At 31.6% G+C, this 15,382-nt stretch carries 18 protein-coding genes and 4 pseudogenes; 4 read left to right on the top strand and 18 right to left on the bottom strand.

All coding sequences use genetic code 11. The annotated features are described in order from the left end of the window. Positions 1-358 precede the first annotated feature (358 nt). Positions 359-715 (top strand): MmcQ/YjbR family DNA-binding protein, encoded by a 357-nt coding sequence (locus OB_RS06590; protein ID WP_011065656.1) that lies wholly within the window; start codon positions 359-361, stop codon positions 713-715. Between the two features lie 26 nt (positions 716-741). Here the strand turns inward: OB_RS06590 and OB_RS06585 are convergent, their stop codons facing one another. After that, positions 742-1,188: a hypothetical protein gene (locus OB_RS06585; RefSeq protein ID WP_011065655.1), complete on the bottom strand. Its 447-nt coding sequence runs from the start codon at positions 1,186-1,188 to the stop codon at positions 742-744. 289 nt (positions 1,189-1,477) lie between these two features. Here OB_RS06585 and OB_RS06580 point away from each other — a divergent pair, with 289 nt between their 5' ends. Continuing rightward, positions 1,478-1,954: a DUF2975 domain-containing protein gene (locus OB_RS06580; protein WP_011065654.1), complete on the top strand. Its 477-nt coding sequence runs from the start codon at positions 1,478-1,480 to the stop codon at positions 1,952-1,954. A gap of 489 nt (positions 1,955-2,443) precedes the next feature. Here the strand turns inward: OB_RS06580 and OB_RS06575 are convergent, their stop codons facing one another. From OB_RS06575 to OB_RS06550, 6 genes are all read right to left on the bottom strand, one after another. Then, the gene (locus OB_RS06575; protein ID WP_011065653.1) at positions 2,444-3,175 is read right to left on the bottom strand and encodes a class I SAM-dependent methyltransferase; all 732 of its coding nucleotides are present in this window, start codon (positions 3,173-3,175) and stop codon (positions 2,444-2,446) included. A 183-nt stretch (positions 3,176-3,358) separates the two neighbouring features. Next, positions 3,359-4,018 carry a hypothetical protein gene (locus OB_RS06570; protein WP_011065652.1) on the bottom strand — a complete coding sequence of 220 codons (660 nt, stop codon included), beginning with the start codon at positions 4,016-4,018 and terminating at the stop codon, positions 3,359-3,361. Positions 4,019-4,037: 19 nt separating this feature from the next. Continuing rightward, complete coding sequence (locus tag OB_RS06565; RefSeq protein WP_011065651.1) at positions 4,038-4,526, bottom strand: hypothetical protein; 489 nt, start codon at positions 4,524-4,526, stop codon at positions 4,038-4,040. Positions 4,527-4,530: 4 nt separating this feature from the next. Further along, on the bottom strand, positions 4,531-5,022 hold the full coding sequence (locus OB_RS06560; protein ID WP_011065650.1) for an RNA polymerase sigma factor: 492 nt from the start codon (positions 5,020-5,022) through the stop codon (positions 4,531-4,533). A gap of 348 nt (positions 5,023-5,370) precedes the next feature. Next, the gene (locus OB_RS06555) at positions 5,371-5,889 is read right to left on the bottom strand and encodes a GNAT family N-acetyltransferase (RefSeq protein ID WP_011065649.1); all 519 of its coding nucleotides are present in this window, start codon (positions 5,887-5,889) and stop codon (positions 5,371-5,373) included. A gap of 25 nt (positions 5,890-5,914) precedes the next feature. After that, a complete protein-coding gene (locus tag OB_RS06550; protein ID WP_011065648.1) occupies positions 5,915-6,367 on the bottom strand; it encodes a MarR family winged helix-turn-helix transcriptional regulator in 453 nt (150 codons plus the stop codon). Between the two features lie 494 nt (positions 6,368-6,861). On the opposite strand from OB_RS06550, the gene OB_RS06545 reads away from it, so the two are divergent. After that, entirely contained in the window at positions 6,862-7,113 is a 252-nt protein-coding gene (locus tag OB_RS06545; RefSeq protein ID WP_041544119.1) for a hypothetical protein, read from the top strand. Positions 7,114-7,258: 145 nt separating this feature from the next. Here OB_RS06545 and OB_RS06540 read toward each other — a convergent pair whose 3' ends face one another. From OB_RS06540 to OB_RS06510, 7 genes and pseudogenes are all read right to left on the bottom strand, one after another. Beyond that, complete coding sequence (locus OB_RS06540) at positions 7,259-7,675, bottom strand: hypothetical protein (protein ID WP_011065646.1); 417 nt, start codon at positions 7,673-7,675, stop codon at positions 7,259-7,261. A gap of 75 nt (positions 7,676-7,750) precedes the next feature. Then, a complete protein-coding gene (locus OB_RS06535; protein WP_011065645.1) occupies positions 7,751-8,305 on the bottom strand; it encodes a hypothetical protein in 555 nt (184 codons plus the stop codon). A gap of 165 nt (positions 8,306-8,470) precedes the next feature. Beyond that, positions 8,471-8,761 carry an RNA polymerase alpha subunit C-terminal domain-containing protein gene (locus tag OB_RS06530; protein ID WP_011065644.1) on the bottom strand — a complete coding sequence of 97 codons (291 nt, stop codon included), beginning with the start codon at positions 8,759-8,761 and terminating at the stop codon, positions 8,471-8,473. Positions 8,762-8,884: 123 nt separating this feature from the next. Further along, positions 8,885-9,394, bottom strand: coding sequence for a DNA topology modulation protein (locus OB_RS06525; protein WP_011065643.1), 510 nt, complete (start codon positions 9,392-9,394; stop codon positions 8,885-8,887). Positions 9,395-9,699: 305 nt separating this feature from the next. Next, positions 9,700-10,139 (bottom strand): annotated as a pseudogene (locus OB_RS18110) (NUDIX hydrolase). A gap of 115 nt (positions 10,140-10,254) precedes the next feature. Beyond that, entirely contained in the window at positions 10,255-10,527 is a 273-nt protein-coding gene (locus OB_RS18380; RefSeq protein ID WP_041544118.1) for a hypothetical protein, read from the bottom strand. Positions 10,528-10,685: 158 nt separating this feature from the next. Then, a pseudogene (locus OB_RS06510) lies at positions 10,686-11,204 on the bottom strand (AAA family ATPase). 334 nt (positions 11,205-11,538) lie between these two features. Between OB_RS06510 and OB_RS06505 the strand changes: the two are divergent. Beyond that, positions 11,539-12,456 (top strand): class I SAM-dependent methyltransferase, encoded by a 918-nt coding sequence (locus OB_RS06505; protein ID WP_011065639.1) that lies wholly within the window; start codon positions 11,539-11,541, stop codon positions 12,454-12,456. A gap of 145 nt (positions 12,457-12,601) precedes the next feature. Here the strand turns inward: OB_RS06505 and OB_RS06500 are convergent, their stop codons facing one another. The 4 genes and pseudogenes from OB_RS06500 to OB_RS06485 all read right to left on the bottom strand — a co-directional run bounded on the left by OB_RS06500 (position 12,602) and on the right by OB_RS06485 (position 15,150). Beyond that, positions 12,602-12,961 (bottom strand): VOC family protein, encoded by a 360-nt coding sequence (locus tag OB_RS06500; protein WP_011065638.1) that lies wholly within the window; start codon positions 12,959-12,961, stop codon positions 12,602-12,604. 75 nt (positions 12,962-13,036) lie between these two features. Then, on the bottom strand, positions 13,037-13,498 hold the full coding sequence (locus tag OB_RS06495) for a GyrI-like domain-containing protein (RefSeq protein ID WP_011065637.1): 462 nt from the start codon (positions 13,496-13,498) through the stop codon (positions 13,037-13,039). A gap of 241 nt (positions 13,499-13,739) precedes the next feature. After that, positions 13,740-14,621: pseudogene (locus OB_RS06490) on the bottom strand (phosphotransferase). Positions 14,622-14,688: 67 nt separating this feature from the next. Then, a pseudogene (locus OB_RS06485) lies at positions 14,689-15,150 on the bottom strand (NUDIX hydrolase). Between the last annotated feature and the right edge of the window lie 232 nt (positions 15,151-15,382).

Genomic DNA, 15,382 nt, shown 5'->3' with positions numbered 1-15,382 from the left:
TGTTTTTTTGTTCAAAAGCGTCTCCCCCCTTCCATGCATTAATTTGGGCAAAAATCTGAAGTGCTTTTAATAATTTTACATTATTTTTTAAATTTTCTAACTAATAGATCCATTGTACCTATTACTTTTTCTCTTTTCAATATTAAATTCATTCCTCAATGCAAAAGATTATACATACATTTATTATTATTTAACTTCATTATTCCTAATCCAGGATTATGTATTTCAGCATATTTGAGTTCAGCTTCTACATCTAATTTTATTGGAATAAAAAATTTATTGATATGGCCATAGCTACATACCCCTACAAGTTTAGAAAGTAATGATAATAGGAATAATTTTAATGGAGGAATTTTAAATGATTAGCAGAGATGATATTTTCAAATATATACAAAATAAGTATAAGGTTGAACCGGATTATCCTTGGGAAAAATATGCAAATTTTGCCGCTTTAAGACATAAGGATAGCGGAAAATGGTTTGGTCTAATTATGGATATCACTGGAGATAAATTAGGGATTAATTCCAACAAAAAGATTAATGTATTAAATGTGAAAGTAAGAAAAGAAATGATAGGATCATTAAGAGAATTAGAAAATGTGTATCCTGCATATCACATGGATAAAAATAATTGGGTAAGTATTGTTCTAGATTACACGGAAACCTTAGATGATATTAAAAGTCTAATTGAAGAAAGCTATGAATTAACTTCTTAAAACCCGTTACTTTCTAAAGTGACGGCTCATTTTTCTATAAACTTTGGTTCATAATTTGAAATAACTTCCAAAACTTCATCACCTGTAATGTAGACATGGTGTTCCACGTTAGGATATAATGTTCTATTACCTAAATGATTATTATCAAATTTAGCAATATAATCTGAATGAACCACTTTAAAAAAATTGTAATTTTCATTAGCAATATTCCGTTTAATATTCATTAAGTCATGCGGTCCAAATACCATGACCATTTCGGTAGTGTGCTTGAACGACCATACAACATATTCAAACGGTGTTATATTATCTGGATCGTCATATATTACTTCTAAGAAGTTACCTTGTGAATCTCTTAACATTATCTTGAGATAATTGTTTTTCCTTGAAATTTCTTCAAAATATACGTCGAACCCTGATTCATTGATTAAATTTGTTTTTACATTCCAATTTACTAACATCTGATCTAGCGACATATAATCCCTACTTTCAGGCTATTTATATCTAAATCCATATTGAATATTGTATTCATTATCTGCTGCTCCTTCTATATGATTTTCTTCTAAAAATAGCCAATTGATTTTGAGTGCAACCCTTCACCTTGTTCAACGGTTAAGTCATCGAATTAAAAACGAAGATTAGTATTATTTCAAATTATAAACACAACAATAACAAAAATTATTATTAATTGATAAATATTTATTGAAAATCGATAAATATTGTATTACATTAGAATAAACTAACTGAATCAGTGAGGTGCTTCTTATGGAACGAAGAACAACACCCTTTTTAAAGTCAGCTGTTTTTATTCTAGGAATTACAGTGCTAATCTTGTGTATGTTTTGGTTGCCTTGGTTAGCAAATGTTACAACAGAAATGTATCCTGAATTCTCGTATTTACAATACCCTGTTTTAATCGGATTATATGTCACAGCTATACCATTTTTTGTTGCTCTGTATCAGATTTTGAAACTTTTAAAATACATTCATAATAGAAATGCATTCTCAGTCTTGTGTGTTGGGACTTTAAAAAATATTAAAAAATGTGCGGTTACAATTAGTATTTTATATGTAATCGGGAGTTTCTTCCTAATGTCACAAGATGCTTTACATCCAGGTATAGCAATAATCAGTTCTATAATTATTTTTACTTCTATAGTTATCGCTGTATTCACTTCTCTTCTTCAGAAGTTATTAATAAATGCATTAAATATAAAAATTGAAAATGATTTAACAGTATAAGTGGAAAACCAATTGTAATTTTATTGATATGATATGTAATGCTGCCTTTTAAATTAATATAAATAAGTTTTCGGAAGACTTGGCTCTGCTGTAGATAATGTCTATATTGAAGATTGGAAAACAGCTTTCAACACTTTTTTAACACGAGCACTCGATAATGGAATAAGCTTGTTCAATTTCTATTACCTTTCTTGTCAGTCTTGGTGGTAAATGCAGTCATCAAACCTATACAAACAGGCATTAAACTCCATAAGAAGAATCCCCACTTGTGTGTCATTAAAGATAATAAAAAGAAGAAAGCAAGAGCTACAATTGAAATATACACAGTACGTATTTGATATTTATTCACCTAGCATCTACCCTTCCATTAATTAAATTATATTCGTTTTCTTAAAGTCACATTCTTATACAATCTGTCCCATCTCCCCTCAGATTGTGCGCCGTTCGTTATTCAGGATAAGCGCTCTGTAACGAAAAAATGATTTTTCATTATTTGCTTGCTGAGATCATTAAAAACATCGGTCTTCTATTTTCATCTTCCATTTTGGGATCATTCTTTAACATTACATCAGAAGGAAACGATTCCTTAACTGTTTTTATAATAAAACCTGCATCAATTAAGTCATTCATATATGTTGAAATTGTACGATGGTATTTTATAACTTTTTCATTTAGAAATAATGCTTTACGGACTCCTTCTTTTTGATAATGATCAACAGGCCAATGCAGGCGATTCCCTTGTTCATCATAGTACCAATCTTGTTCTCTTCGTGCAGTGAATATTGGATGCTCAACAGAAAAAACAAAGCTTCCCCCAAACCTTAGAGAATTATAAATTTTTTCACAAATTGATTTAAACGACTCTATGTAGTGAAAAGCAAGCGAACTGATTACTACATCAAATTGGGATTCTGAAAAAGCAAAGTCCTCGATTGGTGCTTTGACGTATGAAATTAAGGGATCACTTGTTATTTCACAGGCTTTTCGAATCATATTTTCGGATATATCTACACCTATGACAGAACTTGCTTGCTGCTCTCGTGCATATCGACAATGCCAACCAAAACCACAACCTAAATCAAGCACATTTTTATGTTTGAAATCTGGCAATAGGTCTCGTAATATATGCCATTCTCCAGCTCCTCCCAGCCCTTTAACAGAACGTGGCATTTGTTCATACTTAGAAAAGAAATTCTGATTATCATATTTATTTTGTTTCATTGTTAATGCATCTCCTCGTAATTAAATAGCTTTGCTAAAACTAATAGGAAATATATCTCTTTTAAGGTAACTATTCTACTTAATTAAAACTTGCTCTTACAAACCTTTTATTCTCTAAATTAAAACACTATACAGATTAAATATAATTCTTCAACTATCAATAACCCGTTGAATTAGATAACTTTAATTTCTTGGATTACTACTTAATGGTTCAAAAATCAATCCTTCTGTTGTTTGTACCTTTAAAGGTTCGTTTATTTCATCTAAGCCTATTTCGATAAATGGAGTTTTGTCCTCTTCTTCACCTTCTAAAATGTTTACAGTTATTTCCGTAGGTCCTCGTTTACTTACATTTTCAACCTCGATCTTCTTTCCTGTATAATCTTTACCAAGCAGTAAAGAAACTTGTTTATTTCCTTCAGAAATAGTGGAAACCCTATAACCCTCTATCTCAGCATAACTATCGGTACTTCCTTGATTAATAATCCAATAACCCTGATCAGAATAAATAACTAACCCTATCATGGAAAAAAATATAATCGGTAAAAAAACCAGACTAAACTTATCACTTCTCTTGAATTGTTTAGAACTTTTTCTTCGGATTAATTTGGGTAAGAAAATTGTAACTATAACACTAGTAATCAAAAATCCTGCTGCTAAAAATAAATACCCCATCCCCTCGAATCCTCGAATGACAATTATACTATACGCCGCAATGCCAATAGAAAAAAGAAAGGTGACTATTGGCGCTAAATAATATTTACCGCTTTTTTTAGAAGAAATAAATGTAAACATAAAAACGATGAAACTTAAAAACACACCACCTAACAAAATTAAAAACATTCGGTTCGCACCTCCACTATTATAAAAATAATTGTAAAATATTACCTAAAAACACAATAATAAATAAATCAACTATCAGCGACATCCAAATCCACTTTTTGTTAAAAAAAGTAATCGTAAATACCAGTAAAAATACTGCAGCTGGTATATAGAATAAAAATATCACAGACCAGAAATAGTCAAGCGTCCTTATTACAGATTCAACATTATAATATTTAAAACTCGAGTATAGAATGTAGAACAGAATTATTGCTCTTACTGCAATGAGTAATAACTTTAATCCAGTATTAAATTGAACCAACTTTTTTAAAGGTTTTAATTCAACATCATTTGAGTAATTATTCTTTGGCATATTTTCATCGAATTCTACTGAATGATTGTATAGGTTTCTACAATCTTCACAGTCTATGATATGATCTAGAATTATCTGTTTAGGCTTATTATCAATGTCATTGATAACTGGAATTAACTCCTTTGATAACAGATGAATTTTGGTATTAGCATCCATTGAATTACCTCTCTTTAATCATTCTTTTCCTAATCCTGAACACCTTTGATTTTAAAGTGGATACTGGCATATTTAAAAGCTCACTAATTTCTTGATAATCATATCCATAATATTCTTTAGCGAAAATAATTGCTTTATCGGTAGTAGACAACTTGCCTAACAGTGTTTCTAATTCATTGTTAATTGTTGTACTTATTTCTGGTGTGTAATTATCAACTAACAACGTTTCAATGACGTTCTCTTTATTCAACAACTCAGGTTTCTTTTTTTTATAATAGTCAAGAAGTGTATTTTTTGCCCCTCTTAATAACCAACTTTTCATATAATTAACTTCTGTAATCTTCGAAGGTGAAACCAAGATTTTTGTAAATAATTCCTGGATAATATCATCAGCGAGTTCATCACTTTTGGTTAAGCCTATTAAAAAGTTTCTTAAATACACATAATGCTCATTATATATTTCCTCAATAAGATCGAATGGGTTCATTTTAGACATATTTTAATCTCCCTGAATCATTTCCCTTACAAGTAAGACGATTTCTCTCTAAGTAAAGTTGCATTATATACTTTATGATGCGAGAAAATATTGATTAAGGGTATATATAATTTGGAGAAGTGGGTAATAAACTCGCTTTTAATACACAAGCTAGCATAGTTTTTTATGACATAGAAAATGTTTACAAATCCTTTTTCTTTAATCAATAAGACTATTGTTAATGTAAAAAACCCGTATTGAAAAGTTGATCAAAACGGATTCATTTTTTATGAAACACTATACAATTTTCATTAAAAAGTTTGCTCATTTTCTACCTATGTTTTTTGTCATTCCAAATTACATGAACTGCTATTCGAGCTCTTTAACCATTATCAAGTCCGTTTGTTCTTCATCCCCCATATAAAAAGAGTGCGCTCCCGTTTGAGTAAAACCCACTCTCTTGTAAAAAGAAATGGCATTTTCATTTTTTTCCCACACTCCCAGCCAAATCTTCTTTTTATTTTGTGCCATTGCAATATCCATAGCTTTATTGAACAAATATTTACCAAGCCCAAGCTTTTGAAATTTATTAATAATATAAATCCGTTCGATTTCAAGGGCGTCATCATCCATTTCTTCAGTCTGGGCATCCCCGGTATTAACCTTTAAATATCCAGCTACCTCATCATTAAAAGAAACAAAAAAGAAATGCGATGAAGTATTGGATAACTCCCTTTCTATTTGATTTATGTTAAAAGCCTGTTCCAAATAGACCTTCATATTTTCTGGCGAATTCTGATCCTCAAATGTCTCCTTAAATGTTTTATACCCAATATATTGAAGTTGTCGTGAATCTTCTAAGGTACATCTAGTCATATTTATACTCATTTAGACCTTTCACTCCTTTCTACTATTAATAACTTCTCTTGTTTCCTTTTTTTACGAGTTCCCAGTCTTTTTCTATATTTTTTCTTACTCTTTGAAGAAGATCGAAAATGGTTTCGATTTCCTCTTCAGTTAAACCCTTTAAGGCAACAGCATTGGAGTGCTCATTTTCTCTTTGTATAAGAGGAAAAATCTTTTTCCCTTTCTCTGTTGGATAGAGTTTTTTAATTTTTTTATTATGTTCGTCTTCCTTCTTCTCAATAAACCCATTCATTTCAAGTTTTTTAATAGAACGAGCTGCTGTAGTTCGATCTACCTTTATTAGTTCAGCTACCTTCTCCTGAATGATCCCTGGACTTTCACAGATTCTCACAAGATATAAATACTGGCCTCTAGTGAGCTCATATTCTTTGAACTCTATATTACTTATTGAATCTAATGCCCTTGCTACCATTCCAATTTCACGTAGTATTTCTTTCATATTGAACTCCTCAGCAATATTTTTGTTGCAAATGCAACATTTATGCCCATGTATTTAACTTAACTTAATTATGTTGTATTTGCAACAAAAATTTATCAATAAATGATTAGATTGTGGTTCCCCCTGTAGATGTTAAACTAGTAAATTCACGTAAATTTGCAAGAACAGTCAATCGCATTATCACGAAAAACAGGAGTAAACAAAATTTTATACATGGCCTCAGACATACGAATGCGTTGCTTTTATTGAACAAAATTGATATGAATTGATCATTTATAAGTTATAGAGACCCAAAATGTAATGAGGGGTGCGCTATCCTGACTAATAATAGTAAAGTTATGTAATTTGTACTAAACTAAAGTTAGAAATAATTGTAAAAATATGGTGGTATTAGTATAAGTATCAGATTTAAAAAATATCAAAAAGGGAGTTATTATCATTAAATTATGTTCCAGAAAAGACTTAAATAATTATTTTATAGAGGAGGTCTGTACATGAAAGAATTTATGCAGAAATTTGTAAACAGAATATTAGCAGCAATAATTTCCCCTATCTTGTTTTACTTTACATATTTTGGACTTGTTGCTATTTATAATTTGTTCACTCCGCCTTGGGATAATAGTCTTTTTGAGTATTTTTCTATACTATACATGTTTGGTTTTTTCATAGTTTCTATTCCCTTATTTATTTTAATAGCTATTCCTATATCAATACTCATAGATAGAATTACAACTAAATTCAGATGAATTACATATCCTATAGCTAGTGGCATTTTCGGAGTGTTACTTTTGTTTTTTAATTTTATTATTAACGATAGATTAGATATGTTTGTTTTCGGGTCAATGGTTTTATATTGTTCAGCAGGGCTAAGTTTTGCTTTATCCTTAATTTTTATTGAGAAAGTACACCTTTCTTAAAAACTCCAACCAATAACAAAATAAGTCCTACGATAAATATCACTGGAAATACATAAAACAGCAGCATTGTTGCCCAAGGACTTCCCACTATTAGAGAATAGGTTATTCCAATCGAATAAGCTAAGGGTAAAGAAAATAATAACATAATAGCAATTCCCCAAATCCTGTATTTGCTTTTCTTTGACCTACCCATACCTAACAAATAAGCAATGGGTAAACTTATCAGGGTAATTATATAACCCAAATACAACGGAGAAATCATAATATCTTGTTTTGCAAATGGACCTTCATAATCTATTATAAATGCTACAAATCTTAACCACAGTACTAAAAAAAACAACAACAAAATAAAAAGGCTGCACAATAAAGTGACTTTCAACTTTTTGTTCAAACAAACACTCCTCTCCTTTGTTGATGAAAGTTATGCCAAAATCTGGTCCGTTTCAGCAATTCAGGATGCAGTATTTCATTCTGCAACTGGACCCGATTGCTTAACAAAGATAAAGTGATCACTAGGTTCCCAAACGTGCTGGTCATCACAAATATACCCCCGAAGCCAAAGTACTCCAGCAATACGTCTAAGATAAAAACCCTTGGGAAATTTATCATCTTCAGTCGGTATCTCTGAAGCTACCGTAATGGAACCATATGGAGCCTGGTCTTGCTGACGGCTATTTATTTCTCCTTCAGGTTGATCAAGATATTCAAGCCTCAGATAAGGACCCAGTTCCAGTGGGCATAACTTCAAGTCAAGTTGATTTGCTTTACTAAAAATTTGGGTAATGGTACCACCTTTTGCCAAACCAAGATCTTGTACGGTTAGCTCAACTGTTTCAATTATGTACTTACTATCAGAGGTTTTGAATTTATCATCAGCGAACAGCATTTTTCCAAACTCATTCATCAAAATAGCTTGCTGTTGTATTTTAAGAATAAGCTGTGATTTGGTAAGACCACCTATCTCAACTGTTCTAATAGTCGTCTGGCAGTTAGGGTATATTTCCTCATTTTTGACGGCCATTCGTCGCCCTCCTTTTATCCATACATTCTTTTAAATGTCAGGCAACAATCTATTTCTTATATGCGAAATTGTCTCTAATCCTTATCAGGCAATAACGCTCGATTGCGGAAGATACTTATTCTTATTTAAGTAAAGTACGTCAAATTATACTATATTGTAGATTACTTATTCTTTAAATGATAACCCTTCTTCTTCTAATGAAGCTCTCATAATAGGTAAGGAGACTGGTCCAATACCATGAATTTTTAATATTTCTTTTTCAGTGTACTTTGATAGTGCTTGCAAAGTGTCAATCCCTTCGTGAACTAATGCATTTCTTGCAGGTGAACTGAGTTTCGAGAGGAAGCCAATTTTAGGCTTATTCTCCTTATCACAGCTAGGACAACTTGGACAATCACTACTTTTGTAATACTTATGTCCCTTTTTACATACCCTCAAACTTTTTTCTACTGTCAATAATGATCCCTCCAAACAAATCGAATTTTAAAATCTTCCACAATATGGCCCTTTTCTTCAATATTGAGCCAAGTCTTTATTCCGTATAAGCACGCGTTAATTGAATAATAGCGGTAAATATCATCACACTTTTTCTATAAAATTTTTAACTTCTGAGGGTGATTTTAAAACAATAACTTGTTTATGTTTATCCTCAGAAAATTGTTCAAGGTTTTTTAATATTCCTGGTTTTTTGACCTTTGGATAATTCCATATCCATCTAAAAAAATCTAGATCAAACCTTTCTTCACAACCCTCTCCCATATCAGGTCTTGTTTTATTTTTGTACTTTAATATTCTTTTAAAAGCACGATAAACACAAATAATGCGAGGAATATCGAGAAAAATTATTGTATCTGCTGAATTAAGCCTTATTTCCATTGTTCCACCATAATTGCCATCAATAATCCATTCTTGTCTTTTCACTAAATCCTTCTGTATTATTCTTTGTTCATCCTTTGAGACACCTATCCAATTAGGTTTCCAAAACAAAGCATCAAGATGAAAAACGTTTATTTTTAACTTTTTACCTAATTGCTTTGCAAGTGTGGATTTCCCCGAACCACCAGAACCAATCAGAACAATTTTTTTCATATTAATCCCCTTAAAAAATGTTGATGATAAGCCCCATTCTGAAATAACACTTCATTTTTTTCATTTAAAATGATAGCCACAGAACCAGGTAAAGTAACTGGTCTATGCCTTACATACTGTCTTAGATATTTAAAATATTCCAATTACACTACTCCCCCTTGATAATATAAAAAATATCATTTAGTTAAAGTAATCCTTCATCCCCATAATCTTTTATCTTATAAGTCACTCCTTTAATTTCCAAAGTGATTTTCTGATTCAAGAATGATCTTATTCTAGATTTGCGCCCTTTTGTTGAAGAAGTTTTAAGCGTTATGAACTACCTTCCCACGAAGAATATATGGAATAATGGACTCGCCATTTATAAGATTTTCTTCTACAATCGGTATATATGCATACTTTTTTGCTATTTTTGCATCCATCCAAGTTACCTCTTCAATCTCTTCTGGAAATAATATATTTATTTCACCATCAATAATTCTACCTTTAAAAGTAAAAAATATTGCTGATGTCCTCGCTCTTCAAAAAAAGCTTCACTTACTGCAAAAACACCGTCTAGTTCAACGTTTAACCCTGTTTCTTCTTTAACTTCGCGAATAGCTGTGTCTTCTAAAGTTTCTCCATTTTCCACTGCCCCACCAGGGAGTGTATAGTAAGATGATTGACTTCCTTTATTTTTCACCATCAATATATTTTCTTCATCGCTATCATATAGCAGTACATAGGCAACATCCACTCTCTTCAAAGTTTCCCCCCTTTCTTGGATAATTGATACATAAGTAACTACTTATTCGTCTAGATGGCCCTATTCAAGCATATCTTTTATTCAACTACTGCGCCCGATTATGGCAACCTGATATTTACGTTTCATTCCAAAATAAAGACATACCTACGAAAAAAAACACAAAAACTCCTAAAAGTATTGCAGAAACGTATAATGAAATCCTTCCGATTACATTATTTTTGCTAAACCAAGACAAAATCAATGCAATCACTATAGATGTCAAGCTAGATAACATTGTGACATTGTCGTTAATCAATTTTCCCCCAGTCAAATAAACAACAATTGAAGTCATACCAATAATTAGACATACAAAAGAGAATATCCCTATATATTTCTGTTTATTTGGCAATGTACCCCCACCTTTGTATAGTTAATTTAACATATAACAAAATTCTTCCCTATCCAGTCCTTTGACATTTAGTTCCAGATATGTGCCCTTTAATGGAAGATCGTCCACAAATATTCTGGACTAAATTAGAGCTTTAAAATATTGCAGAAAAGCCCCTTTTAATTGAAGTAATTTTCAATCTCTTTTTTATTAGTTACAACTAATATCTTGTCATCATATTTCCCAAATTTATTATAAAATTTTGGTTTACCAATCTATTCAAAATGTCTATTCCATTTAAACATCTTGAAAAATATTTTTAGTGTTGGTTTATAATTTGATTTTTCTAATCCAAGTTTTTGTAAAAGAAATCACCTTATAATTCGGTAGGTTCTAACTGAGTAATTTGTATCTAAAAAAAATATCAAATCTGCATTTCGAAAACTATTAGTGACCCATTCTTCATTATGAATTCCTTCTATAATCCAAGTATCAGAACTAATTAGGGTATTCAAATATTCTTCTCTTTCTTTTTCAGTTCGTCTTATATCTTCATGCTCTTTATGTCTTTTCCAAACTACATTATCTAATTCATAAAATGGAACATTTAACTTAGAAGATAATTCTCTTTCTAATGTTGTCTTTCCACTTCCAACTGAACCTATAATATGTATTTTATTGGGAATATTATTTTTCAAATAGACCACCACACTTATCTACAAAATAACTGTTTCCTTTTATTCTATTTGGTTGTCGAAATATCCTATCCTTTTTCTTATTAAGCTATTCTTCTCTTTTACTGATTAAAGACCAACAAAAACGGACTGGTTCAGTCCATTTTTGTTCAATTCTTGCGCCCGATTGTTGTATTGTATTTTTTGATTTTTTCATGAGATAACATTTAAATACAAGTCAATATTATTGACAAAATAATTTAATTATGCTATAATTTACAGTTATTATACTTTGGTATATAATAAGATTCTCCTGGCCAGGGGAATCTTATTTTTGTTATATGGGGGGAATCAATGTATGGAGAAAAATGAATCCAGTTTAACTTCCTTAATTTCAGCTTTTGGTCGAGCATACCATAGTAAATATGACACACCAAAGATTTTTGATGATTATATTGCAAAAGATTTAATTACCCAAAAGGAATTTGAAGATATTCGTAAAAACATGATTCAAGGAATTCAATTTTTTAATCATGAAATTGCTATTAAATTTCAAGATCAACCCGATGAAATATTAAAATGGATTACACAAGTTCAACTCTCACCAACTCCATTAGCACGTGCTGCCTATTGTGAAAAAGTATTATTCCATGAGATAGTACTAGGAGCTGAACAATATGTCATTCTAGGAGCTGGATTGGATACATTTTGTTTTCGGAACCCAGAATTAGACCCTAAGTTGGAAATATTTGAAGTTGATTATCCGTCTACACAAGATTTTAAAAGGAATAGGCTAGCCAAATCTAATTATCAAATTCCGGATAATTTCCACTTTGTTCCAATGGATTTCACCAAAGATATTATCCTACAAAACCTTATTGATGAGGGTTTTCAACCAAACAAAAAAACCTTCTATAGTCTCTTAGGTGTTTCCTATTACTTAACAAAAGAAGAAATTTCAAATTTAATTAAAGAATTATTTGCAGAGATTCCATTGGGAAGTTCCATCGTTTTTGATTATGCAGATGATAAACTATTTGAAGAAAAAGGATTGTCTAACCGAGTTCAGAATATGGTGCAAATGGCATCAGCTAGTGGCGAACCAATGAAATCATGTTTTACTTATGACGAAATAGAAAAATTGTTAGAAGATGCAGGATTACTTATTTACGAACATTTATCACCCGATGTTATAAATAATAAATTCTTTAGCGATCGTTCGGATTATTTAAAAGCCTTTGAAACGATTCATTACATCCATGCTGTAAAAAAATAATTATTTGTTTAATATCAGCTTACCCCTTAATCCACTATTTGATTGAGGGGTAGGCTTATTATTAATTATTACACAAACTGGCTCCGATTCAGGCACAGTGCTTTTTCCACAACTGCGCCCTTTTCTTGAATAAGCATTTATTAAATCATTTCCCAACCAGAACAAATACATTGTCATCTGGGGCCTTCATTACTGCGACGTGCCCACCCAAGGAATTAGCAAATGGTGTTCGAATCCACTCAACTTCAGTATCAGATTTTAATGTTTCATAAGTCGCCTTGACATCTTCAACGACAATTTCTATTTCTGCAAAGTTTAATTCTGGATTATTTTTCAATACTAATTCGGATTTACCATCAGGAAATCTCATTCCTATAAGACTCCATTGTTTTTCAATGTCTTGGTAGGCTTCCCACGCCTTGGTTAAACCTAATGATTGATAAAAGTTTACTGATTTCTCCATATCCTTTGTATAAACCGCAAGACACTCTATTTTCTTCCACATAAAATATTACCCCATTTCACATATTCAAATTAATCCATTTAAAAGTATCCTTAACCTACACAGCTAAGTCTCTGGTTACTTAACAGGGATCGAAACTTCCATCTCATATTCCTTTGTCTCTTCTTTACCGAACATATCAGTACTTACTACTTCTATTTCAGGCATCCCTTCTTTAATGGAATAACCTTCTTTGTCAAAAACACTCCATATCTTTTCATAAGTGGATGGAATCGTTTTTGAAGAACCAATATGTTTGAATACAACATATTTTTGTTCCGGAAAAGTATGTATAGTCATTCCTTCATCAATTTTATGAAAGTCTACGGAGTTCATTTCCATTCCACAGGTATAAAAGTAATGATTACTTCTAGGTGGCAAGCAAACTCCAACAATTTTGTCTGCATCTCTCTCGGAAATGAATTTCCGTGACTTTTCCCATAGTCTTGGAATTGGGTAAACAATATCTTCATCCCATTTTCCCGCAGCACTAAATCCAACAAGTACAAAAGAATCTTTAATAAACTCTTTAAATTTCATTTAAAATTCCACCTTCATTTAATATATCCTTCTGTGCATAGTAAATATAGCGAAAAACAATATGTGTATCTTGTCTTTTTGTGCTCCGTTGTGACAGCTTATTTTTATTGGATTTAATTCCTTATTAACCTATTAAAATTGTGTCAAAACCCCTTCACCATCCATATCTTTGTTCAATAATATGGTCCGATTCAGGCAGGCACAGTGCTTATTCAACAACTGCGCTCGTTTGATTAACAATTTAAAATAGCTTCTTATAGCCTAGCCACTCATCTATATCCATATCGCCTTGAACAGATAATAAACGATACAGATACCGTTAAGGTTCCCTAACCTTTGTTAAGTCGGGTAATTCCATAAACTTTTCGTACCCTATTTTAAAATCCAAGGCGGATTTTTCATCTAAAACATACTCCAAGCCAATGAAGTCAAATTCTCTAGATGCTATAACATATGCTTCAGTATCCACTAGTCCAGATATTACTTTACCATCATATAAAAATTGCGTAGGATCCATATCAACTAGTACAAATGTAGAAGATTTAGGAGTAGGAGCTTTATCTAAAAGCATCTTAATTTCTACAAGTTTTTCTTGTATTTCATTTTCTTTATTATAAAACCTTGCAACTAATTCAGTCATAGTGTCCTTCAGGTGTTGATTAAACTCTTCTAAGCTAATTTTAAAGGTCCCAGAAGGGTTGCCGACGTAATTTTTTTTATGATTATGAATTCTTGCCAATCCTTCTCCTAGGCTCTGTAAGACGGTAGACGGTTGATTTTTAAATGATTCAAGGGTATTCCCATTTAATCTTTCTACAATCACGAATTCCTTTGAATTTCTTTTTCCCTTATTTATAACCTTTGGAATTGGGAGGGTGGTTATTTCACTTATATTGTTATTCACTCTTTCTAGTTCATAAACTTGCCTTGGGTCAATACCGAATATTTTTTTACATCCCCACCAAAAGTCATTATTTGGTTCTTCAGTCATTCTAGAAGAACGTACAACAACTTCCTGTTTTTTAGTTTTAACCAGCCACACGTCGCTTGCGTGGTCATCATAACCTGGACTTAATTCTTGCATTTCTTTAATTGGTTCGTTATATAAAAATTCTAAATCCATAAATCAGTCCCACTTTCTTACCGTACTTTCCATATCACTTCTTCCACATAATGGCCCGATTGTTGAATTAAAATAATCTACCTACTAAGTTATAAGGACTTACCTCCCAAGTTTCATAAGGGATGAAGTTTGCTGCTTTCATACAATCGATTGTACGAGATTTCATATGCGGGCGAGTTATGTAATTATCTATATTTTCTCCGGTAAGCTTAATAAATTTAGCCTCCTTAATTTCTTCTAGTTGAATTTTTATGTCTCCACTAACGAATTTCGCTTTGAATACCACAGATAATAACTGTTTTGTAGCATTGTAATACACCCCAGTAATACCAATAGGTGAGACAGCTATTCCTGTTTCCTATAATATTTCTCTTTCTACAGCCTTATCAAGTGGTTCTCCTTCTTCAACCTGTCCTCCTGGAGTTTCCCAAGTATCAGACCGCCAGTGTGTCTTGACTAATAGGGTTTCTCCTTTTTCATTAGTAACATTAGCAGAAACTGCAATTATATGTTTTGGTGTTTTATTCATACCTATCCTCCGTAGTTTGTTGTAACAATTTCTTGATAAATCATATAAAATGTTGTTTCCTAAACTTGTTATTTAACAAAGCCGCCCCATAAATTGGACAAGCATCATATTATAATTCGCCTTTTATTTATATTGTTATTATTCTACAGGAAACCCTCATTCCCCTTCCCTTTTCACTATATTTCAATCCTAACTGCTATCGAATTATAATCAGCTCCATATTTGGGCAAAA

Source organism: Oceanobacillus iheyensis HTE831 (assembly GCF_000011245.1).
GTDB classification, from domain to species: Bacteria; Bacillota; Bacilli; order Bacillales; family Amphibacillaceae; genus Oceanobacillus; species Oceanobacillus iheyensis.
This window is presented reverse-complemented; position numbering and strand designations above follow the sequence as displayed.